Here is a 20,029-nt window from a genome sequence, read left to right as displayed (position 1 = left end):
GTCGCGGGCCTACCTGTCGAGACCGGCTCCCACATCCCTCACATCCGGGCCGGGGCGATCCGCGCCCGCCGGATCCGTCCCGGCCGCGACACTGCGGACTCGGACCCGCCGGACCAGCTCGTCGACGGTTGTGGGTTCGAAAACATCGGTGCCCGGCAGCGACACCGTGGCGGCCGCCGCCGCGACACCGAACTGACAGGCGCGCAGGCAACCATCGCCGCGCAGGGTGCGATAGGTGAGGGCGGCCACGAGACTGTCGCCGGCGCAGGCGTCGCTGCGTGCCCGGCCGGGCAGCGGTGGCGCGGAGATCTCGTGATCGACGCCGGGTTCGGAATACACGGCCCCGAGCGCGCCCACGGTGGTCACGGCGTGCCGCGTCGCGCCGGATTCGAGCAGCTGGTGGTTCGCCCGCCGGGCGTCGTCGAAGGAGAGGATGGGCGAGCCGATCAGCCCGGCGGCCTCCTTGCGGTCCAGCCGGATGAGGAATACGTCCTCGCCGGGTAACCGGCGCAGCTGCCCGCCCGTCACATCGATGAGTACCGGGATCCGGCCCGGGCGGGCCTGGCGGACCACGGTCGCCGTGAAATCGTCGGGGATCCCCGGTGGGACACTGCCGGTGACGACGAGCGCGGCGCTGCCGGGTAGTCCGGCCCGGACCGCCGCGAGCACACCGGCCGTTTCCTGCTCCGTGATCGTCGCACCCGGCGCAACGATGTGGTAGCTGCGCCCCGTCCCGTTCTCCGTGACGACGAAGGCTTCCCGTGTTCCGCCCCCGACCGGTACCCGAAGCCTGTCCATACCCTCGTCCGCGAGTAGATGGTCCAGCCGCAGCCCGGTATCGCCGCCGGAAAGGTACAGGGCGGTGGCCGTACCCCCGAGCCGCCGGATACAGCGCGCCACATTGATACCGCCGCCGCCCGCGCGGACAGAGCGGACCCGTGCCCGGTTCTTGCCCTCCGCGATCAGCTCGTCCACTTCCAGGCAGATATCGACGGTCGGGTTCAGCGTCACCGTGAGGACCCGTACCGCTCCGTCCGGTGCGCGGCTCACGGCCGGCTCCGGTGGCGCCCGCTGTCATGCCACCGATGCAACGCCTCGGCCGCGACGAGTGCCGGCGGTCGCCGGGTGTCGAGCACGACGGCCTCGGGCCAGGGTGCGGCGGTCGCCGAAATAGCGTGCGCTATCGGTGGGGTGGCGTCGGATTCGCCACGGGGCCGGGCCCGCAGCCGGTGGTCGGCGATGTCGCGGGGACATTCACACCGTAGCTGCACCGGCTCGGCGCCGAGCGCGATGGCGAGTTCGCGTGCACTGCGGCGCTCGTCGGCGGCGGGCCAGCCGGCGTCCAATACGACCGGTACTCCCGTCTGCAACAGCGGGCGGGCGCGCGCCAGCAATTCGGTGTACACCCGGTGTCTGCTCTCCGGTGCGTACGCGCCGGCGTCGTAGGCACCGGCCGCACCGGCTATCTCACCCGCGCGTATCAGTTCCCGGCGGATCGAATCGCTCGAGAGCAGCTGTGAACCGGTGGCTTTCGCGAGCTGTCCGGCGACGGTGGTCTTGCCCGTGCCGGGGAGCCCACCGACCAGCGCGAGCCGGATCGCGCCGTACTCCAGGTGCTGTTCGACCAGCGTCAGGTGCCGCCCGGCACGGTCCCGTGCGGTGCTGTCGCCCTGGCCGTAGCGGATCACATCGACCTTCGCCCGCACCGCCGCGCGATAGGCCCGATAGTGATGGTCCAGCGATGACGGCGCCCGGTCGCCGCCGAGGTGCCGGTAGTCGGTGAGCAGACGGGCCGCATCCCCGGGGTGGCCGAGAAATTCGAGATCCATCGCCAGAAAGGCGATATCGTCCAGGCGGTCGATATGGCGGAGTTCATCGTCGAAATCCAGGCAGTCCAGGATCCGGAACCCGTCGGGCAGGTCGAAGATGTCCTCGGCGAGCAGGTCGCCGTGCCCGTCCACCAGCCATCCGCCCGCGATCCGCTGGGCGAACAGTCGATCCCGGCCGCGAACGTAGTCCAGTGCGCGTTCCTCGATCGCGGCGAGGCGGGCGGGATCGATGACCGCGGGGGACTGTTCGTGCAGTGGGTCGAGGACGCTTCGCCAGCGATCGCGCAACGCCGCGCCCGTCCCGGCACGATCGATATCCGGGCCCCGCCGGGCACCCTCGTGGAAATCCACGAGAGTGGCGACCAGCGCGCGCAGATCGTGCACCGGACGGCCGGGATCGGCGAGCAGAGTGGACAACCGGCGGCTCTCGGGCATCCGGCGCATGACCAGCACCGGTTCGTCCGCGCCGCCGATCGGATCGGTGAGATATGCGAGACCGAGGTAGACATCCGGCGCGAGCCGCCGGTTGAGTTCGAGCTCGCGCCGGCATGCCCGTTCCCGGTCCTGCGGCGTGGCGAAGTCCAGGAAATCGGTGGTGATCGGCTTCTTCACCTTGTACGCGCGGTCGCCGAACAGGACGACCACACCGGTGTGCGTTTCCCGTAGTACTGCCGCCTCGGTGCGGGTCACCGGCGGGACCGGCTCGGCGGAACCGGGCGGTGAGAGGGTCATCGGGGCGCCGCCGCGGACCGGGCGTGGTCGAGCAGCAGACGGCGTTCGGCGGCGGCTACCGCGCGGCGGGCCGCCGCAACGGCGTCGGGTGTCACCGAGACCGAGGTGATCCCCATCCGCACCAGGTGCTCGGTGAACTCGGGACGATTCGACGGCGCCTGGCCGCACAGCGACGAGGTGATGCCCGCTCCGCGGGCGGTCGTGACGATCTGCGCGATGGCGTCGAGTACGGCCGGATCGGATTCGTCGAACAGCTCGCTGCACTGTTCGGAGTCCCGGTCGACGCCCAGCATGAGCTGCGTCAGATCGTTGCTGCCGATGGAGACACCGTCGATACCCAGTCCGGCGTATTCCGACAGCCAGTACATCACCGACGGCACTTCGGCCATCACCCAGCGATGCAGGTGGCGCTGGCTCCCGAGCGGACTCGAATCGATGAGTTCCAGGCAGGATTCGAGTTCCCAGCGGGTCCGGACGAACGGGATCATCAGGTGCAGGTTCGGCGACTGCTCGCGCACCCGCGCCAGCGCGGACAGCTCGAGCCGGAACACCTCGGGATCGCGGACATAGCGGTAGCAGCCGCGGTAGCCGATCATCGGATTGTTCTCGGTGGGTTCGTAGCGGTCGCCCCCGGCCAGCCCGCGGAACTCGTTGCTGCGGAAATCGCTGGCCCGGTACACCACCGGCCGGGGCCGGAAAGCGGTCGCTATGCGGTGCAGTGATTCCGACATGCGGGCCACGAACCGCTCCTGCTCGCCGTGGGCGATCAGATCACGTGGGTGCCGGTTGTCCAGGGCCCGGGTCAGCAGCGTCTCCGCGCGCAGTAGTCCGACGCCGTCGACATCGGTCGCGGCGATGTGTTCGGTGGTTTCGGGCAGGGCGAGGTTGACATACACCCGGGTGGCGGTCGGCTCCGCTGCCCCGGTCGCCGCGCCGTCCGGGGCGCGGTCCGTGGTTCGCGCGCCGCCACGCGCGGCTCCGGCACGGATCTCGCCGGAGGCACCGTCGACCGTGACCACCGCGTGATCGGTGAGCGTGGTGGTGGCGGTGCGCGCGCCGACGACACAGGGTATGCCGAGTTCCCGCGCGACAATGGCGGCGTGGCAGGTCATACCGCCGCTGTCGGTGACCACCGCGGCGGCTCGGCTCAAGGTGGGCAGCCAATCCGGGTTCGTCATCGGGGCGACCAGAATCTCGCCGTCGCGCAGGGTATCGCCCCGGGCGGGAGAATCGAGGACCCGGACCGCTCCGGTGGCCGAGCCGGGAGCCGCCGCGAGCCCACGGACGAGGATTCCGGAATCCTCCCGTGTATCGGCGGTACCGCCGGAGCGCCGCCCGGGCAGGGTCGTGATCGGCCGGGCCTGCACCAGCCACAACCGCTCGGTGTCGAAAACCCACTCCACATCCTGTGGTGTGCCGTGGTGATGCTCCTGCACGGCCAGCGCCATTCGTGCGACAGCCACGGCCTCGGATTCGCGCAGGACCGGTGCGGCGGTGTCGGCCGCGGACAGCGCGACCCGCCGGTCACCGTCGGCGCCGGCCACCACGGCGTACTCCTGGTGGCCCCCGCGAGTACTCAGCAGCGTCGGCCCGGCGGCGTCGAGCAGGTAGGTATCGGGTTCGGTGGCGCCGGATACCACCACTTCCCCTTGGCCGCGGGCGGCCTCCACCACGACGCGGTCCTCGCGTCCGGTGGCCGGGTCGGCGGTGAACGCGACTCCGGATACCCGCGCGGTCACCATTTCCTGCACCACCACAGCCATTTGCGGACGGTCGGTGATCCCGCGCCGCGCCCGGTAGGCCAGCACGCGCGGGGTGAAAAGGGAGGCCCAGCATTCGATCACCGCGTCCAGCAGCTTCTGTTCACCGCGCACATTGGTCAGGGTCGCGTTCATCCCCGCGAAGGAAGCGGTCGCACTGTCCTCCCCGACCGCGGAAGAACGCACCGCGACCGGGATATCCGTGCCGAGTGCCCGATACTCCGAGCCGATGACCTCGCGTACCGAGGGCTCGAGAACGGTGTCGTGGATCAGCTCGCGCATTGCGCGGCACCGTGTCGCCAGTTCGGGCCCGTCGGTGACCCCGTCGAGCGCTGCGGAGTGCAGGCGGTCCAGTTCGGCACCGTGGTGGCCGTGGGTGATCACATGTTCATAGCAGGCCCGCAGGATGACGAAACCGGGCGGAACCGGAAGCCGCGCCGCCACGAGTTCGCCGAGATTGGCGCCCTTGCCGCCCGCCTCCGCTACATCGCCGATGCCGAGCTGATCGAATGGTGCGACATATCGGCCCATTGTTGCTCCTCCGGAGGTGCGCAGCGATGTCTCAGGGATGAATCACGGTCACGTGGGCGCGGGGCAGGCCGAGCGAGTCGCCGAGGGCCGTGGACCAGGCGATGATCGCGGGCCAGTCGCGCAGATCGCCGTAGCGTCCGCCTCCCATGAGCCGGTAGAGGACACGTGCCTTGAACGACACACCCGTGCGTTCGTAGTGCCCGGCGAACGCACGGTAGTCCCGGGCGGCGACCTCCTTACACAGCGTGGTGATCTTCGGCGGGGTCATCCGGCCCAGTCGACGGCCGAGGGGGCCGCGCAGGGCCGGGCCGAGGCCCACTCCGAACAGCCGGAGATCTGTGGTGGCGAGCTGGTCGCGGTGGTGACGTAGATAGTCGGCGGCCGCCGGCAGGAAGTCCATGTCGTGGATCGCGCTGCCCAGGATCACGGTATCGAACCGGGACGGGTCGGGCGCATGGTCGATATCGTGCAGTTCGACTTCGGCGCTGCGCTCCTCGAGATCGGCCGCGATGTACTCGGCGATATCACGGGTGGACCCCTCTTCGGTGGCATAGAGGACTGCGATACGCGGGCGCTTCGATGTCATGTTCTCAGGGTCCAACGAGTCGCGGTACGGGAGGAGGGTCCTGATACCCCCGCCGCCGGGACCATGGACCCGAGCGGGGGCGGCGGGCCGGCGCCGGGCCTTCGGCACGAGCCTGCGGAGGTACTGCCGGAGGACACTTCGACAGGTGACTTTCGCCTGTCTCGGCGCGCCCGGGTGGCCGCGAAGCTGAGAGGCGAACATCTGCCCGCAATCACCCTGGGGGCCGAGGCGTGTAGGCGCGGCTTTCTCCGGGCCGACGGTACGGACCCGATTCGAGAGCGAGGACCTGTTATGACCGGGATCCACCCCGACGCCGAGGCCGTTCGCGCCGCCCTCGCGCTGGCCGTCCGCGCGCCGTCGGTGCACAATACGCAACCCTGGCAGTGGCGGGTGGGTGACCGGACAGTGCACTTGTATGCCGACGAGAGCCGACGGTTGGCCTGCGCGGATCCGGACGGGCGTGACGAGATCCTCAGTTGCGGGGCCGCGCTGCACCATTTCCGGGTCGCGGCGAGATCTCTGGGGTGGCGGACTATCGTGCACCGCATCCCGAACCCCGCGGAGCCGGCGCATCTGGCCGCGATCGAATTCGCCCGCCTGACGCCGACCGCGGAGGACGAGGAACTGGCCCGTGCGATCAACCGCAGGCATACCGATCGCCGACGGGTTTCGGCGTGGGAGACTCCGCCCGCCGATCTGGCCACGCTACTGGCCGCGGGTACCGAGGAGGGCGCCGAGGTGCGGGAGATCACCGCCGGCCCGGGGCGCTCCACCCTGATGTCGGCGTTCACCCGGGCGGCCGGACAGCATCGCCGCGACCCGTCGTACCGGGCGGAGCTGTCGATGTGGAGCGGGCGGCACGCGTCGGCCGACGGCGTACCCGCGCGCAATGCGGTACCGGTCGCGGACGACGACCCGTTCACCCGGGAATTCGCGGAAGCCACCCTCAGCGAATCCGGGGTGCAGGAGATGACCCAGGGCGGCAGTCTCCTCCTGATCCACACCCCTGCCGACGATCGTCTGTCCCGCCTGCGGGCAGGTGAAGCCGGGAGCGCTGTACTGCTCGCGGCGACCGTGCTCGGCATGGCGACGTGCCCCATGAGCGAGGCCCTGGAACTGCCGGATACCCGGGCGGCGGTGCAGGGCGAGGTACTCGACGGTATCGGGTTCCCGCAACTGATCATTCGCGTCGGCTGGGCGGAAGTCGCCGCCGGCGCGGTGCCCGTCTCGCCCCGCCGCCCGCTCGCGGAAGTCGTCGGCCGGCTGCGGTAACACCTTTCGTCGGCGGCCGGGGGTGACCCGGGCCGACCGGCTCGAGCACGGAGCGATCTATGAGCGAGACGACCGTCCGGCCACCCACGACGCCGATCACGACAGCGGTCGATGGTTCCGCGTCGTCGTTTCGTGCCGCCGCGTGGGCCGGGCTGGAGGCAAGCCTGTGTGGACGGGGCGTGCACCTGATCGTCTCGTGTGCTCTTCCGCCGCGTTCGGCTCCCAGCCCGGAGGTGGACGAGCCCGAAGCCGAGTGGTTGCGTGCCGACGCGGAGTGGGTGTTGGACGAAGCCGTGCGGATCACCCGCGCCACTACGGGCGGTGTCACGGTAGCGGTCACCACCGAGGTGACCTTCGATGCCATCGCCTCGGTGCTGCTCGAGAGGTCTCCGTGGATCCCGCTGCTGGTGGTCGGCCGGCGCGGCCGCGGCGGCATCAGCCGTACTGTGATCGGCTCGCTCAGTTCCGCTGTGGCGGCCCACGCCGACTGCCCGGTCGCGGTGGTGTCCGGGCAATCGGGGACCGACCCGGTATCGCGCAGCCGTCCGGTGGCAGTGGGTGTGGACGGCAGCGCACACAGCGTCGCGGCGCTCGACACCGCGTTCGCCGAGGCCGCCCGGCGCGACGTGGGATTGGTGGCGGTGCACTGCTGGAGCGATACCAGTGGCATCCGGCTCCCCGGACGCTCGGGCCCGCCGGACCAAACACTGCTCGACGAGCAGCTGGCGGCTCATTCCGACCGGTATCCGGCGGTGCCGGTGCACCGGATCGTCCGCACGGACGCACCGGCACGGTCACTGGTCGGCGAATCCGAATGGGCCCAGCTACTCGTAGTGGGACGACACGGTCGCGGCGGCGCCGCGGGAACCGTATTGGGGGCGGTCACCGTCGCGCTGCTGTACGCGGCCGAATGCCCGTTGCTCATCGTGCATCGGTGAGCGGGCATCGGCCGAACCGGAGCATCCCCGACTGCCCGGCGGCCGGCTACGAGGCCCTCGCGTAGAACCGGGCGGGCATTGCGCCCATCGACTCGAGGACCTTCTTCTCTGCCCGGACGCTGTTCCGCGGCGGGATGCTCGGTACTGACCCGTGGACTCGGAAAAGGGGTTCACGGACCGACGAAGTGACGTCCGGGCAGTGGGGGCGGGCCGCGAAGGAGGAAACGTATGGCGCATACCGCCTCCGGTCTGCCGCACGCCGCCCCGGTGGTGCTCGCGGCGGTGGATGGATCGCTCAATTCGTACCGCGCGACCGCCGGGGCCGCGGACGAGGCGGTTCTGCAGGGCTGCGGTCTGCAACTGATCAACTCGTGGACACTGCCGGTCGGCTCCGGCCCCGAAGTGGCCCTGACCGGGTCCTCGATCGTTATCGTCCCGTCCCGGGAACCGTGGTTCGCACGGAGGACGATATGACTTCTACCAGCCGGCATCCTGCCGCTGCGTCCGTGCACTGGGCGCCGATCGAGAAGACTCCGGCCGAACGGTCGGCGGCGAACCTGACCGATTACGACCATGCACGCCGGACATTCGACTGGCGAACAGCGCGGGCGGAACTGATGGGTATGCCCGGAGGCGGTGTGAACATCGCCGTCGAGGCAGTCGATCGCCATCTCGGCACACCGCTCGCGGACGGGGTAGCGCTGCGCTGGCACTCCGCGGCAGGCACGCGCATACAGCTGACGTACACGGAGTTGGCGCTGCTCAGCAATCGTTTCGCCAATGCGGTTCGGGCTCTGGGAGTTTGCCCGGGGGAGCATGTGGCACTGCTGCTGGGACGCACACCGGAGTTGTACGTGGCGGCGCTGGGGGCCTGGAAGGTCGGTTGCGTAGTGGTATCCCTGTTCTCGGCGTTCGGGCCGGAGCCGGTGCGGCAACGGCTGGAGATCTGCGGCGCGACCACCCTGGTCACCACGGCGTCGCTGTACCGTCGCCGAGTCGCTCCGGTGCGCAGCGTGCTGCCGTGCCTGCGGCATGTGCTCATCGCTGATGAACCCCCGCAGAGCGAACCGGCCGACGACGCCATCAGCATGCCGGTGGCCGTCGCCGCCGCGGAGGAGCGGTTCCCCTCGGTGCGCACCCGAGCCGACGACCCGGCGCTGCTGCATTTCACCAGCGGAACCACCGGTAAACCGAAGGGGGCGGTCCATGTGCACGAAGCCGTTCTCGCCCATCGGATCACCGCTCGCAGCGCACTCGACCTACGTCCCGGTGACAGCTACTGGTGCACCGCCGACCCCGGCTGGGTCACCGGTATGTCCTATGGGGTGATCGCGCCGTTGAGCCTGGGCACGTCGGTCGTCAGCGACGAGGCCGATTTCGATACCGAACGCTGGTACCGGATCCTCACCGAGGAACAGGTGTCGGTGTGGTACACCGCCCCGACCGCATTGCGGATGCTGATGCGCCGTGGCGACGAGCTGCCCGCGGGCACCGATCTGTCGGCACTGCGTTTCGTGGCCAGTGTCGGTGAACCGTTGAATCCGGAAGCGGTCGAATGGGGGCATCGGGTGCTGGGACATCCGGTCCACGACAACTGGTGGCAGACCGAGACCGGAGCCATCATGATCGCGAACCTGGCCGCCGAACAGGTCCGGCCGGGTTCGATGGGACGCCCGCTTCCCGGAGTCGACGCCACGATCCTGCGCAGCGGCCGGGACGGGCGTGCCGCCGTGGCGGACGGCGCCGTCGAGCAGGCAGCCTGCGGCGAGGTCGGTGAGCTGGCGTTACGGGCGGGCTGGCCGTCGATGTTCCGTGATTACCGAGGTGATCCCGGCAGATACGCGCGCGCTTTCGCCGGCGGCTGGTATCTGTCCGGTGATCTGGCCCGCCGCGACGACGACGGCTACTACTGGTTCGTCGGGCGGGCCGACGATGTGATCGAGTCCGCCGGTCATTTGATCGGGCCGTTCGAGGTGGAGAGCGCGCTGATGGCGCATCCGGCGGTCGCGGAGGTGGGAGCTATCGGCGTTCCCGATCCCGTGGTGGGCGAACTGGTGAAAGCCTTTGTATTACCGCGCCCCGGATATCCTGCTTCCGATGGGTTGCGCACCGAGTTACTGGCGTTCGGCCGGCGCGCGCTGGGGGCGGTGGCACCCAAGCAGATCGTTTTCACCGAAGCCTTACCTCATACGCGCAGCGGTAAGGTGATGCGCCGGTTGCTGAAGGCCCGGGAACTGGGGTTGCCCGAGGGGGACGTGTCGACGCTGGAGAACCTCCGGTGACCGCGACCGAGCCGGACACCCGGGTGGGCGTCGACCCGCCGCTTCCGCCGGCGCAGCGGATCGAGTTGTTGCGGCAGATGATCCGGATCCGGCGCTTCGAGGAACGCTGTGTGCGTCTCTACAGCGCCGAGAAGATTCGTGGTTTCCTGCATTTGTACATCGGTGAAGAGGCGGTGGCAGCCGGATTGCTCCGGGAGATCGACCCGGCCGACGCGGTCGTCTCGACCTATCGGGAACACGGCCACGCGCTGGCTCGTGGGATACCGATGCCGGATCTGATGGCCGAGATGTTCGGGCGGGCGACCGGGTGCAGCGGCGGCCGTGGCGGTTCCATGCACCTGTTCGACGCCGATCGTCGTTTCTACGGCGGTAATGCGATCGTCGCCGGGGGCATGCCACTGGCGGTCGGTCTCGCGCTGGCCGACGCGATGCGCGCGGAGCCGATCGTCACCGTCTGCCTATTCGGGGACGGTGCCGCTGCCGAGGGAGAGTTCCACGAATGCCTGAACCTGGCGGCCCTGTGGCACCTGCCGGTCCTCTTCGCCTGCGAGAACAACCAGTACGCCATGGGCACCGCGCTGCGTCGGGAACACGCGGTCACCGACCTCGCGCTGCGTGCCGCGAGTTACGGGATGATGTCCTGGCCCGTCGACGGTATGGATGTCGAGGCGGTGGGGGCGGCCACGCGGCGCGCGGTGGCCTCGATCCGCGGTGGGGGCGGGCCCTGTTTCCTGGAACTGCGAACCTACCGTTTTCGCGCCCATTCGCTCTACGACGCCGATCGTTACCGCGATAAGGCCGAGATCGAGCGGTGGAAGGCGCGAGATCCGATTCCGCGTCTGTCGGCCGAACTCCGCGCGTCCGGTGACCTGGACGAAGCGGGACTCACCGCACTGGAGGACGCCGTCGCGGCGGAACTGGACGAGGCGGTCGCGGCCGCCGAAGAGGCGCCCCGGGAACCGGTCGCCGACCTGACCCGCCACGTGTACGCGGAGCGGCCATGACCACCTATCGGGAAGCGTTGCGCGAAGGCCTGCGGGAGGCGTTGCACCGCGATGACCGCGTTTTCCTGATAGGGGAGGACGTCGGTGCCTACGGCGGTTGTTTCGGAGTCAGCCGTGGCCTGCTCGACGAGTACGGCCCGCGGCGAATCCGGGACGCGCCGTTGAGCGAATCGGCGTTCGTCGGGGCGGGTATCGGTGCCGCGCTCGGCGGGCTGCGACCCGTGGTCGAGATCATGACCGGGAACTTCAGCCTCTTGGCGCTGGACCAGATCCTCGACAACGCGGCGACACTGCGGCATATGTCGGGCGGACAGTTCGGCGTTCCGCTGGTGATCCGGATGGCCACCGGGGCGGGCCGCCAGCTCGCGGCCCAGCACTCGCACAGCCTGGAGGCCTACTACGCGCATATCCCGGGATTGCGAGTGGTTTCCCCGGCGACGGTGACCGACGCCCGTGGCATGCTCTGGACCGCGTTACAGGACCCGGACCCGGTGGTGATCTTCGAGCCGATCGCGCTCTACAACCTCGAGGGGGATCTGCCCGAGGACGCGGGGGCGGTCGATATCGAGCGGGCGATCATCCGCCGCCCGGGCGCGGATGTGACCGTGGTCGCCTACGGAGCGAGCGTGCCGATCGCCGCCACCGCCGCGGAGCGGCTGGCCGCACAGGGAATCGACGCGGAACTGATCGACCTGCGCAGCCTGCGGCCGCTGGACGAGGACACGGTAGCGGAATCCCTCGCGCACACCCACCGGCTGGTGGTCGTGGACGAGGGCTGGCGCAGCGTGGGTATCGCCGCGGAAATCGCCGCCCGCGCGGCCGAGCACGCCTATTACGACCTGGACGCCCCGGTGGGCCGGGTGTGTACCGCCGAGGTACCGATTCCGTACGCGCGGCAACTCGAGGAGGCCGCGCTGCCCCAGCCGGGGCGCGTCGTCGACGCGGTCGTCCGGGCGGTGAGCTGAGATGCCCGAATTCCGGATGCCCTCGCTCGGTGCGGATATGACCGAGGGCACGCTGCTGCACTGGCTGGTGCACCCGGGAGACGCCGTCCACACCGGCGATGTGGTGGCGGAGGTCGACACCACCAAGGCCGCCATCGAGGTCGAATGTTTCGACGACGGGATCGTCGGCGATATCTTGGTTCCGGAAGGCCGAAAGGTGCCCGTCGGCACGGTCCTGGCGACTATCGAGCGCGTCGAACAGCCGACAACCGAGGCCGCCGGACCCGCGCCGCACGGTGATACCGGACAGCGGGCACTCGGATCCGTCCCCGCTTCGACCACAGCGGCCGGTCGTGAGCTCCGCGAGGGCGGTGCGCGGGAAGCGGAAAAGCCGGCCGTACCCGATTTCCGGGCGACGCCACTGATCCGCAAGCTGGCCGCCGAGGCGGGCATCGACCTGGCGGCGGTACGAGGGTCGGGTCCGGCCGGACGGATAGTGCGGGCCGATATCGAGGCGGCTGTCTCCACCGGCGCACCGGTCGCACCCACCGAGCGGACCGAAGTCGCCGGGGTCGCTTCCGGTTCCACCGACGGACAGGGACCTGTTCGGGCCGTGCGGGCTCCGTCCCCGCGCGCCTCCGGGTACGCGCGCCGACTGGCCGCGGCGCTCGGTACCGACCTGGTATCGCTGACCGGGAGCGGACCCGGCGGAGCGATCCGGGCCCGCGATGTGCACACCATGCCCGCTGCCCCTGTGCCGGCCGCGACAGGAAGCGCATCCGGTGTCGTCGCGGAACCGACCGGTCCCGCGGGGGGCGGCCGGGATCAGGCCGCGATCCGGCGACAGATCGCGGCGGCGATGACCCGGTCCAAACGAACCGTGCCGCACTATTATTTGTCCGACGTGATCGATGTGGACATCGCCGTTCGCTGGTTGCGGGAAGTGAATCGGAGCGCGCCCGTCCCGGAGCGAATCGTCCCGTCCGCCCTGCTGCTGTGCGCGACCGCCCGGGCCGCTGCCAGGGTGGGCGATTTGAACGGCCATTGGATCGATGACGAGTTCCGCCCGTCGCCGCGCGTTCATCTCGGGGTGGTCGTATCGCTGCGCCGGGGCGGCATCCTCGTGCCCACCGTTCCCGATGCCGACGAATTGTCGCCCGCGCGGATGATGACCGCGCTCCGCGGTGTGGTCGGTCGGGCTCGTACGGCCCGGCTGCGCTCCTCGGACACGGTGGAGGCCAGTATCTCCGTGACCAATATCGGCGAAGCCGGGGTGCGCACGATCTTCGGCGTGATTCCGGCGCCGCAGGTCGCGATCGTGGGATTCGGCACCGTCACCGATCGCCCGTGCGCGGTCGGTGGAGCGGTCGCTGTCCGGCCGCAGGTCACGATCACCCTGTCGGCGGACCATCGGGCCAGCGACGGCGCGCTGGGTGCGCGTTTTCTCACCACTGTGCGCGATCTGTTACAGCATCCGGAGGAGTTGTGACCATGGAAGCCGAGATCCTAACCGCCGAGCAGGCCGAACGTCTGGTGCGTACGTCGCTGCGCGGCTTCGACACCGACGAGCAGATCGCCGAACTCGGTGCCGACGAGGAACTGCGCAGCACGCTGGAACTGGACTCGATAGATTTCCTGACCTTCGTCGAACGCCTCTCCGCCGGCTCCCGACGTATCGAGGAAAGCGATTATCCGAGCCTGGTCACGATCCGGTCGTGTGTCGATTTCCTGACCGGATCGGGCTGAGCCCGGCGTCGGGTGCGCTCACCGGGGACGGCAGATGAGCACCGGGCACCTCGAATGACGGAGCAGGAACATGACGGTCGGCCCGGGTGCCGCCGACGCGCCGGTCGCGCGCCGGCCGGCGACGACCAGAAGTTGGGACGTTGCCGATCTGCGTGCCAGGACATGCGGGAGCGAACCGGAGACCGTGGTCTCGCTCGACCTGACCGCAGGATGTTCGCGGGCCATCCCCGCCGTCGAGCCGGCGGTCCGCGACGGCGGCACCACCGCCGCGGAGCCGTACCGGCCGGTCGGCATACCGCACCGAGGACGTACCACCTCGAGGCCCGCGCCGAGGGCTTCCGCCAACTCGAACCCCTGGACCAGCGCCGGCAGTGTCGACTCGCTGCCGTCGAACACGGCGACCACCGGCCGCTCCCGCGGGATCGGATGGCCCGGCATACCCCGCCACACGGCTACCGGGGAGTATGCCCGCGCGACGACGCCCGTCGTCGTCGGACCCGTTCGCCTCTCCCCGAACGCCGTCTGGGCACCCACCACCAGCATCCGGGCTCGGCGGCTGCGCTCCACGAGGACCGCCGTGGCCGACCCGATGGCGATTTCGATGTCCGGCTCCGCGACAGCGGGTGCGGCGCAGGTGCCGATGATCAATGCGGTCCGGCGGACGGCGACCGCCGCGTCCGGGTCCGCGAGGCGCGGCCCGTGGAACCACGGTCGCGCACCTGCGGCATGCCGGTGTCCGGGAATCGGAAGGACGTGTACCACCAGCAGAGGGGCGTGCAAGGCTCCGGCTATATATGCGGCCCAGCGCGCCGCGTTCAACGACACGGACGAGCCGTCGGTACCGAGGACCACCGGAGGTATGCGGTCACCCCCCGAGCGTTCGTCCATGGCTACGGATTCGCCGATGCTCGACACGACTCGTGATTGCCCGGTATTCGCATGACATCCTCCGAACGCGTGGCCTCGCATATCCGGCTGCCCCGATCCGGTGCAGCGGTGGAACCAGCGTTCCGCCGACGCGGAACCGCGGGCAAGAGCCCGATGTCCGAGGTGCCGGGGCCGTAAGTCCTCCGGACGACCGCGGGCCCCGGCCGGTCCGCGTGGTGCTCGTCATTCGCTCGGCCCAATCGGTGACCTTCGCCTCTGCCGGCCGCACGGCGACGGGACGACAGTAGGAAGGTCGACTCCGCAGGGATCGACTCCGACGATGAAAGCGGCTGAGCATGGGCACTCGCGAGTCCCATATGACCCAGTCGGACCTGTTCACCTGGAGTATGGAACAGGATCCCGCGCTGCGGTCGACGATCGTCTCGGTCCTGATCCTCGACTCGGAACCGGAGTGGGACCGGCTGGTCCGCGTCTTCGATCGGGGAACACGGGTCGCGCCCGGTTTCCGCCATGTACTCGCCGCGGCGCCGCTCGGGCTCACCCCGCCGCGCTGGCAATACGATCCGAATTTCGATCTCTTCTGGCATCTCCGGCGTATCGCGCTACCGCCACCGGCGGATCAGGCGGCCGTGCTGGAATTCGCCCGCAACGAGGTGATGACAGCGTTCGATCCGGTGCGACCGCTGTGGACCTTCACGCTGCTGTCGGGCCGGCCCGGCGGCGGAAGCGCGGCCGTGCTGAAAGTTCATCACAGCCTCACCGACGGTGTCGGCGGTATGCAGATCGCCACGGAAGTACTGGACTTCACCCGGGAGGGCACCGAACGCGGACCGGTGCGCGAACGGGAACCGCGTCGGGCGGCGCCGGTCGCCGATGTACTCGCGTGGAACTGGTCGGCTGGATGGGGGTTGGTGCGGGGTGGCGCCGCCGGGGTCGCCGCCGCATCGATACGTGCCGCGGTCGATCCGGTGGGCGCAGTACGTGACGGTGTGGCGATGGTTTCCTCGCTGGCCCGCCTGGCCCGTCCGGTCACCGAGACCATGTCGCCGGTGATGATCGGACGTGGACTCGGCCGGCAGCTGACCGTGCTGGAAGTGCCACTCACCCAGCTGGAGGAGCCCGCGGTCCGGGCGGGATGCACCGTCAACGACGCCTTTCTCACCGCCCTGTTGCTCGGATTGCGGTCCTACCACCGGCGTTACCACGTCTCGCTCGGCCAGGTCCGGGTGACGGTGCCGATCAGTACCCGGACCGCCGACGACCCGCCCGGCGGTAACCGCATCACCCTGGCCCGGTTCGCCGTGCCCGCCGACACCGACGATGTCGGGGAACTGATGTGGGTGGTGCGCGACCTCGTGGAGCGGTGGCGCCGGGAACCGGCGATCCCCTGGTCCAACGCGGTGGCGGCGGTGTTCAACCGGCTTCCCGCCGGTGCCATCGCGCAGATGCTCAGACACGTCGATTTCGTGGCCTCGGATGTGGCGGGATCCCCGGTTCCGCTGTATCTGGCGGGCGCGGAGGTCGAGCGGATGCACGCCTTCGGGCCGACCATCGGCACCGCGTTCAACGCGACGCTCATCTCCCATATGGGAACGTGCTCGGTGGGGATCAATGCCGACACCGCGGCGGTGCCCGATCTACCGGAGTTCACCGAATGCCTGGCCTCCGGCTTCCGTAAGGTGGCTGCGTTCGCCCCGCACCGGGATCTGCGTCGCGACGGGATGGTGGCACGATCCGGCGAGCGGTCGGGCACCTCGTGAACGAGTTACGGCCGCTCGATACCGGATTCATCGAGCTGGAGGACGCCGACCGGCGGATCAGTCTCGGCGTCGCGGTGATAGCGGTGCTGGCCGGCCCGCCGCAGCGGCACGAGGAGTTCGCGGCCGTGCTGAATACGCGAATTGCCGGAATGCCCCGGATGCGGCAGCGGGTGCGCCGCACCGTGCTCGACCTGGCCGCACCGGAATGGGAAAACGACCCGGCCTTCGACCTGGGTCATCACCTGCGGTGGGTGGCCCTCCCGCGGCCGGGACGGGACGCGGCGCTGTGGGAGCTGGTGGCGGCCGAGCTCGAGGAGCGACTCGACCGGGACCGTCCCCTGTGGGAGTGCGTGGCGGTGGAGGGTTTGGCCGACGAGCGCTGGGCGGTGATCCTGAAGGCTCATCACAGTCTGGTGGACGGGGTATCGGGACTGGCCGTGTTCGAGACCCTCTGCGATCCGCTACCGGAGGAGCGGCCGGCCCGCAGCGGCCGGATGCGGCAACAGCCGGAAAACGCGGGATGGGCGAAGCTCGCCGCGGCGTTACCCGCAGCAGTGTTCGGTACCGTGCGCAGCCTCGTTCCGGTGGGCGCCGCGGTTCTCGAGCAGGGGCCCGTGTCGTCGCTGAACGGTCCGATCGGGCACCGGCGCCGGTTCACCGCGGTGCGCCTGTCGCTGCCCGTGGTATCCGCTATCGGCGCCGCCTACCACGTGACCGTCAACGATGTCGTACTGGCTGCCATCACCGCGGGATACCGGGAACTGCTGCGCGGGCGCGGCGAGGACCCGGCGGCGCATCCGCTGCGGATACTGGTACCGGTCTCCATGCGTGCCGATCACGCGAAATATGTCATGGACAACCGTGTCTCGGCGGTGCTGCCCGACCTGCCGGTCGACCGCCCCGATCCGGTCGACCGGCTCCGCGCAGTCCATATGACCATGAAAGCCCACAAGTCGGGTGGCGCGCCGGGTGCCGAACACCTCGTGCTGGGGCTGGCGCGTGGGCTGCCGTTCGCCGCCGTCGCGTGGACGTTGCGGCTCGTGGCCCGGTTCCCCCAGCATGCGGTCGCGGGCCTGGCGACCAATGTGCCCGGTCCCCGGCACCCGCTCACTCTCCAGGGGCGGCCGGTGCTGGAACTGTTGCCCGCGGTGCCGATCGCCATGCGTCTACGGACCGCGATCGCGATCCTCAGCTATCACGATCACCTGGTGTTCGGCATCACCGGCGACTACGACTCCACTCCCGATATCGACGTGCTCGCGACAGGAATCCGTGGTGCTGTGCGGGAACTCGCCGAGCGGGCCGGTTGCGATGTGGCGGCGGCCGACCCTCCGGACCGGACTCCGTACCGTCCACCGGTACCCGAACCTCGGCCGCCGGATATGCGGTGAGCGCGCACCGTGCCGGATCTCTCGGGCCGGAGCCGGCCCCCGGGTAGCGGGCGGAACCACCGGCTGCCGACAGGCCGGTCGGCCCCATCTCGGCTGGCACACCTCGGTCTGCCCGCTCCCGTTGGTCCGGCCCGAGGAATAATGGCCGGTCTGGACTGCCCCGGAACAGCCGGTGATTGTGGCATTCTCGCCTTCGGTGCGGGCTACGGTGGGCAACGCGGTCGGGACCAAGGGTGAGTCGATGAATGACAGCAAAACACTGCGGGCCTGGTGGAATGATCCGGTCGACTACCGCTGGCTGGTGCGCACGCTGGCGGCGCGATCGGCGCTGGGTCCACTGAAAGTGTTGATCGGCGTCGCGGGCGCGGCGATCGCGGTGATGGGCGCGGTCATCGCGGGCACGCCGGTGGGCCCGGCAGGCGATCCCGGCATCGCCTCGACGATCGGAGTGCTGTGCGGGACGCTGTGGGCGCTGCGCTGGTGGTTGCTGGCCTGGCCGGGCAGAACCGAGTCGCTGGTGCTGATCGGCGGCGCGGATGTGCTGTTCACGATGGAGTTCCTCCAGGTGCCGGATCGGCTGTTCGCGGCGATGGGCGTGGTGCTGCTCGTGGTCACCGGCAGTTACCTCGGCTTCTTCCACAGCGCGCGGGCTCTGGCAGCGCATTCGGTGTGGTCGTTGCTGTCGGTGATCGTGTTCTCGGTGCGGATAGTCACCGGGGGCGGCGATATCCGGTTGGCTTGCGCGGTCGGGCTGCTGTTGTTCGTCTCGGTGGTCAGCGCGCTGCCCGCATTGCAGATCCTCTACTGGCTGTTGCGCACCGAATCGCTGTCGGACCCGCTGACCGAACTGCTGAACCGTCGGGGCCTGGAGATCCGGCTCCCGCAGTTGGTCGACAGGTTTCCCGCGATCTGCGTCATGAGCGTGGATCTCGACCGGTTCAAAAGTGTGAACGACACCTGGGGGCACCGCGTCGGAGACACCGTCCTGGTACGGACCGCCCGGCGGTTGCGCGCCGCGGTAGGGGACAGGGCGGTGGTGGCGCGTACGGGTGGGGAAGAATTCGTGGTGGCCGCGCCGATGGATGCGGCGGCCGCGCGCACCGAGGCCGAACGGCTGCGGCGCGCGGTCGCCGACCCCCCGGAGACCGCGGTGGAGGTCACCGCGAGCGTAGGTGTCGCGGTCTTCGACACGACGATCTGCCCCCGGTGCCCGCGCCCGACGCCGGACCGGCTGCTGCAATGCGCCGACGCCGCCATGTACCGGGCCAAACAGTCCGGCGGGAATCTGGTGGTGGTCGACGAACTCACCCCAGCGGCGGATCACCGGCATCCGGCTGCCGGATGAGGCGCCGGTCCGCCCCCCGGTCCATCCGGCGCGATCAGCGCTGGAACATTCCCTGCCACTTCTGCTGGTAACGGGTGACGGCGTCCGGGGTGAGGGCGGCGGTATCGGGGAAGGGGATGTCCCGGGCTCGTGCCACGGCACCTCGATATCGGGCAGGGCGGAGGCATAGCCGGTAGACAGCGCTGTCTGCCCGTCCCGGGTGACCAGGAAATCGCCGAGTGCTGCCGGTGGGGCCGGGGGGAATCCTCCCGGTGCCCCCGGTTTCCGCGTTCGGCAACCGGCTGTATACCCGGGATATGCCGACTCTTCACTGGCAGCCGTTCCTGATCGCTGCTCCGCTCATCGCGTTCACTCCGGGTGCGAACCAGCTACTGTCGCTGCGGAACGCGGTGCAGCAGGGCACCGTGGATGCGCTGGTGGCCGTGTCCGGCCGGCTGTCGGCGTTCCTGTTGCTGGTACTCGCCACAGCGGTGGGGCTGGGTGAATTGCTGGTCACCGCCGAGCCGGTGTTCACGGCCGTGAAATGGTGCGGCGTCGCATATCTGCTCTACCTCGGCGTGTCCATGCTCTACCGCAGCCGACCCGCCGGTGCACCGGACGCGTACGGCAGCCCGCCGCCGGACGTGTCGTCGCTGCGCCGGACACGTCGCCGGCCGACCCGGCAGGAGTTCACGGTGGCGCTCACCAATCTCAAGGCGCTGCTGCTGTTCGCCGCGCTCCTGCCCCAATTCGTCGACCACACGGTGGGGGCCGTACCCGCCCAGCTGATTTTGCTGGGTCTCGGCTACCTCGTCGTCGAGTTCATCGCGGCCACGGTGTACGCGGGGGTGGGTGGAGCGCTCAACTCGTTCGATATGCCGCCGCGCACCCGGCGCTATCTGGATCGCGGCACCGGCGTCACCATGCTCGCGGTGGCGGGCGGACTCGCCTTCGCGCGCCGGTGAGCCGGGCGGCGCCGGTCGCATCCCGGGTGCTCACACCGCGCGAACTTCGGTGAGCGCCGCCTTCCGGTCTCCCGCGC

Annotated in this window: 17 protein-coding genes; 12 read left to right on the top strand and 5 right to left on the bottom strand. The window is 69.9% G+C overall.

The features are described from left to right. Positions 1–9 precede the first annotated feature (9 nt). From NGR01S_RS04400 to NGR01S_RS04385, 4 genes are read right to left on the bottom strand one after another with little or no spacing between them, the layout of a single operon-like run. On the bottom strand, positions 10–1,050 hold the full coding sequence (locus NGR01S_RS04400) for a 1-phosphofructokinase family hexose kinase (protein ID WP_084480346.1): 1,041 nt from the start codon (positions 1,048–1,050) through the stop codon (positions 10–12). Next, the gene (locus NGR01S_RS04395; RefSeq protein WP_084480345.1) at positions 1,047–2,561 is read right to left on the bottom strand and encodes a bifunctional aminoglycoside phosphotransferase/ATP-binding protein; all 1,515 of its coding nucleotides are present in this window, start codon (positions 2,559–2,561) and stop codon (positions 1,047–1,049) included. The genes NGR01S_RS04400 and NGR01S_RS04395 overlap by 4 nt, the downstream gene beginning before the upstream one ends. Beyond that, a complete protein-coding gene (gene ppsA, locus NGR01S_RS04390; RefSeq protein WP_063034832.1) occupies positions 2,558–4,852 on the bottom strand; it encodes a phosphoenolpyruvate synthase in 2,295 nt (764 codons plus the stop codon). The genes NGR01S_RS04395 and ppsA overlap by 4 nt, the downstream gene beginning before the upstream one ends. A gap of 31 nt (positions 4,853–4,883) precedes the next feature. Then, positions 4,884–5,438, bottom strand: a complete 555-nt coding sequence (locus tag NGR01S_RS04385; protein ID WP_063034831.1) for a flavodoxin domain-containing protein — start codon at positions 5,436–5,438, stop codon at positions 4,884–4,886. A gap of 291 nt (positions 5,439–5,729) precedes the next feature. Here NGR01S_RS04385 and NGR01S_RS04380 point away from each other — a divergent pair, with 291 nt between their 5' ends. The 8 genes from NGR01S_RS04380 (at position 5,730) to NGR01S_RS04345 (ending at position 13,624) form a co-directional block, all read left to right on the top strand. Further along, entirely contained in the window at positions 5,730–6,710 is a 981-nt protein-coding gene (locus NGR01S_RS04380) for an Acg family FMN-binding oxidoreductase (RefSeq protein WP_063034830.1), read from the top strand. A gap of 59 nt (positions 6,711–6,769) precedes the next feature. Next, positions 6,770–7,648, top strand: a complete 879-nt coding sequence (locus NGR01S_RS04375; RefSeq protein ID WP_084480344.1) for a universal stress protein — start codon at positions 6,770–6,772, stop codon at positions 7,646–7,648. Positions 7,649–7,876: 228 nt separating this feature from the next. Continuing rightward, positions 7,877–8,122, top strand: a complete 246-nt coding sequence (locus NGR01S_RS04370; RefSeq protein ID WP_063034828.1) for a hypothetical protein — start codon at positions 7,877–7,879, stop codon at positions 8,120–8,122. After that, complete coding sequence (gene acsA, locus NGR01S_RS04365) at positions 8,119–9,930, top strand: acetate--CoA ligase (RefSeq protein ID WP_174551654.1); 1,812 nt, start codon at positions 8,119–8,121, stop codon at positions 9,928–9,930. The genes NGR01S_RS04370 and acsA overlap by 4 nt, the downstream gene beginning before the upstream one ends. Before the next feature lie 23 nt (positions 9,931–9,953). Beyond that, positions 9,954–10,934, top strand: a complete 981-nt coding sequence (gene pdhA, locus NGR01S_RS04360) for a pyruvate dehydrogenase (acetyl-transferring) E1 component subunit alpha (protein ID WP_373861387.1) — start codon at positions 9,954–9,956, stop codon at positions 10,932–10,934. Beyond that, positions 10,931–11,899 carry an alpha-ketoacid dehydrogenase subunit beta gene (locus NGR01S_RS04355; protein WP_063034826.1) on the top strand — a complete coding sequence of 323 codons (969 nt, stop codon included), beginning with the start codon at positions 10,931–10,933 and terminating at the stop codon, positions 11,897–11,899. Before pdhA ends, NGR01S_RS04355 begins: the two co-directional genes overlap by 4 nt. 1 nt (position 11,900) lies before the next feature. After that, positions 11,901–13,367: a dihydrolipoamide acetyltransferase family protein gene (locus NGR01S_RS04350; RefSeq protein WP_063034825.1), complete on the top strand. Its 1,467-nt coding sequence runs from the start codon at positions 11,901–11,903 to the stop codon at positions 13,365–13,367. Positions 13,368–13,369: 2 nt separating this feature from the next. Further along, complete coding sequence (locus tag NGR01S_RS04345) at positions 13,370–13,624, top strand: hypothetical protein (RefSeq protein WP_063034824.1); 255 nt, start codon at positions 13,370–13,372, stop codon at positions 13,622–13,624. A gap of 18 nt (positions 13,625–13,642) precedes the next feature. Here NGR01S_RS04345 and NGR01S_RS04340 read toward each other — a convergent pair whose 3' ends face one another. Beyond that, complete coding sequence (locus NGR01S_RS04340; protein ID WP_063034823.1) at positions 13,643–14,539, bottom strand: universal stress protein; 897 nt, start codon at positions 14,537–14,539, stop codon at positions 13,643–13,645. A 308-nt stretch (positions 14,540–14,847) separates the two neighbouring features. On the opposite strand from NGR01S_RS04340, the gene NGR01S_RS04335 reads away from it, so the two are divergent. The 4 genes from NGR01S_RS04335 (at position 14,848) to NGR01S_RS04320 (ending at position 19,952) form a co-directional block, all read left to right on the top strand. Next, entirely contained in the window at positions 14,848–16,272 is a 1,425-nt protein-coding gene (locus NGR01S_RS04335; RefSeq protein WP_245664425.1) for a wax ester/triacylglycerol synthase domain-containing protein, read from the top strand. Beyond that, positions 16,269–17,663 carry a wax ester/triacylglycerol synthase family O-acyltransferase gene (locus tag NGR01S_RS04330; RefSeq protein ID WP_084480342.1) on the top strand — a complete coding sequence of 465 codons (1,395 nt, stop codon included), beginning with the start codon at positions 16,269–16,271 and terminating at the stop codon, positions 17,661–17,663. The genes NGR01S_RS04335 and NGR01S_RS04330 overlap by 4 nt, the downstream gene beginning before the upstream one ends. A 241-nt stretch (positions 17,664–17,904) precedes the next feature. Continuing rightward, positions 17,905–19,008, top strand: coding sequence for a GGDEF domain-containing protein (locus NGR01S_RS04325; RefSeq protein ID WP_157107106.1), 1,104 nt, complete (start codon positions 17,905–17,907; stop codon positions 19,006–19,008). 296 nt (positions 19,009–19,304) lie between these two features. Beyond that, the gene (locus NGR01S_RS04320; RefSeq protein WP_063034983.1) at positions 19,305–19,952 is read left to right on the top strand and encodes a LysE family translocator; all 648 of its coding nucleotides are present in this window, start codon (positions 19,305–19,307) and stop codon (positions 19,950–19,952) included. Positions 19,953–20,029 lie beyond the last annotated feature (77 nt).

The organism is Nocardia grenadensis NBRC 108939, from assembly GCF_001613445.1.
Lineage (GTDB): Bacteria > Actinomycetota > Actinomycetes > Mycobacteriales > Mycobacteriaceae > Nocardia > Nocardia grenadensis.
Note: the sequence above shows the minus strand (reverse complement) of the source record. Positions and strands in the feature narration are given on the sequence as shown.

What these genes read in the sequence shown, in the direction of transcription:
- NGR01S_RS04375 (WP_084480344.1), top strand. Translation starts at nt 6,770, where the DNA reads ATGAGCGAGACGACCGTCCGGCCACCCACGACGCCGATCACGACAGCG.
- NGR01S_RS04355 (WP_063034826.1), top strand. Translation starts at nt 10,931, where the DNA reads ATGACCACCTATCGGGAAGCGTTGCGCGAAGGCCTGCGGGAGGCGTTG.
- NGR01S_RS04345 (WP_063034824.1), top strand. Translation starts at nt 13,370, where the DNA reads ATGGAAGCCGAGATCCTAACCGCCGAGCAGGCCGAACGTCTGGTGCGT.
- ppsA (WP_063034832.1), bottom strand. Translation starts at nt 4,852, where the DNA reads ATGGGCCGATATGTCGCACCATTCGATCAGCTCGGCATCGGCGATGTA.
- NGR01S_RS04380 (WP_063034830.1), top strand. Translation starts at nt 5,730, where the DNA reads ATGACCGGGATCCACCCCGACGCCGAGGCCGTTCGCGCCGCCCTCGCG.
- NGR01S_RS04335 (WP_245664425.1), top strand. Translation starts at nt 14,848, where the DNA reads ATGGGCACTCGCGAGTCCCATATGACCCAGTCGGACCTGTTCACCTGG.
- NGR01S_RS04325 (WP_157107106.1), top strand. Translation starts at nt 17,905, where the DNA reads ATGAATGACAGCAAAACACTGCGGGCCTGGTGGAATGATCCGGTCGAC.
- acsA (WP_174551654.1), top strand. Translation starts at nt 8,119, where the DNA reads ATGACTTCTACCAGCCGGCATCCTGCCGCTGCGTCCGTGCACTGGGCG.
- NGR01S_RS04320 (WP_063034983.1), top strand. Translation starts at nt 19,305, where the DNA reads ATGCCGACTCTTCACTGGCAGCCGTTCCTGATCGCTGCTCCGCTCATC.
- NGR01S_RS04395 (WP_084480345.1), bottom strand. Translation starts at nt 2,561, where the DNA reads ATGACCCTCTCACCGCCCGGTTCCGCCGAGCCGGTCCCGCCGGTGACC.
- NGR01S_RS04350 (WP_063034825.1), top strand. Translation starts at nt 11,901, where the DNA reads ATGCCCGAATTCCGGATGCCCTCGCTCGGTGCGGATATGACCGAGGGC.
- NGR01S_RS04370 (WP_063034828.1), top strand. Translation starts at nt 7,877, where the DNA reads ATGGCGCATACCGCCTCCGGTCTGCCGCACGCCGCCCCGGTGGTGCTC.
- NGR01S_RS04385 (WP_063034831.1), bottom strand. Translation starts at nt 5,438, where the DNA reads ATGACATCGAAGCGCCCGCGTATCGCAGTCCTCTATGCCACCGAAGAG.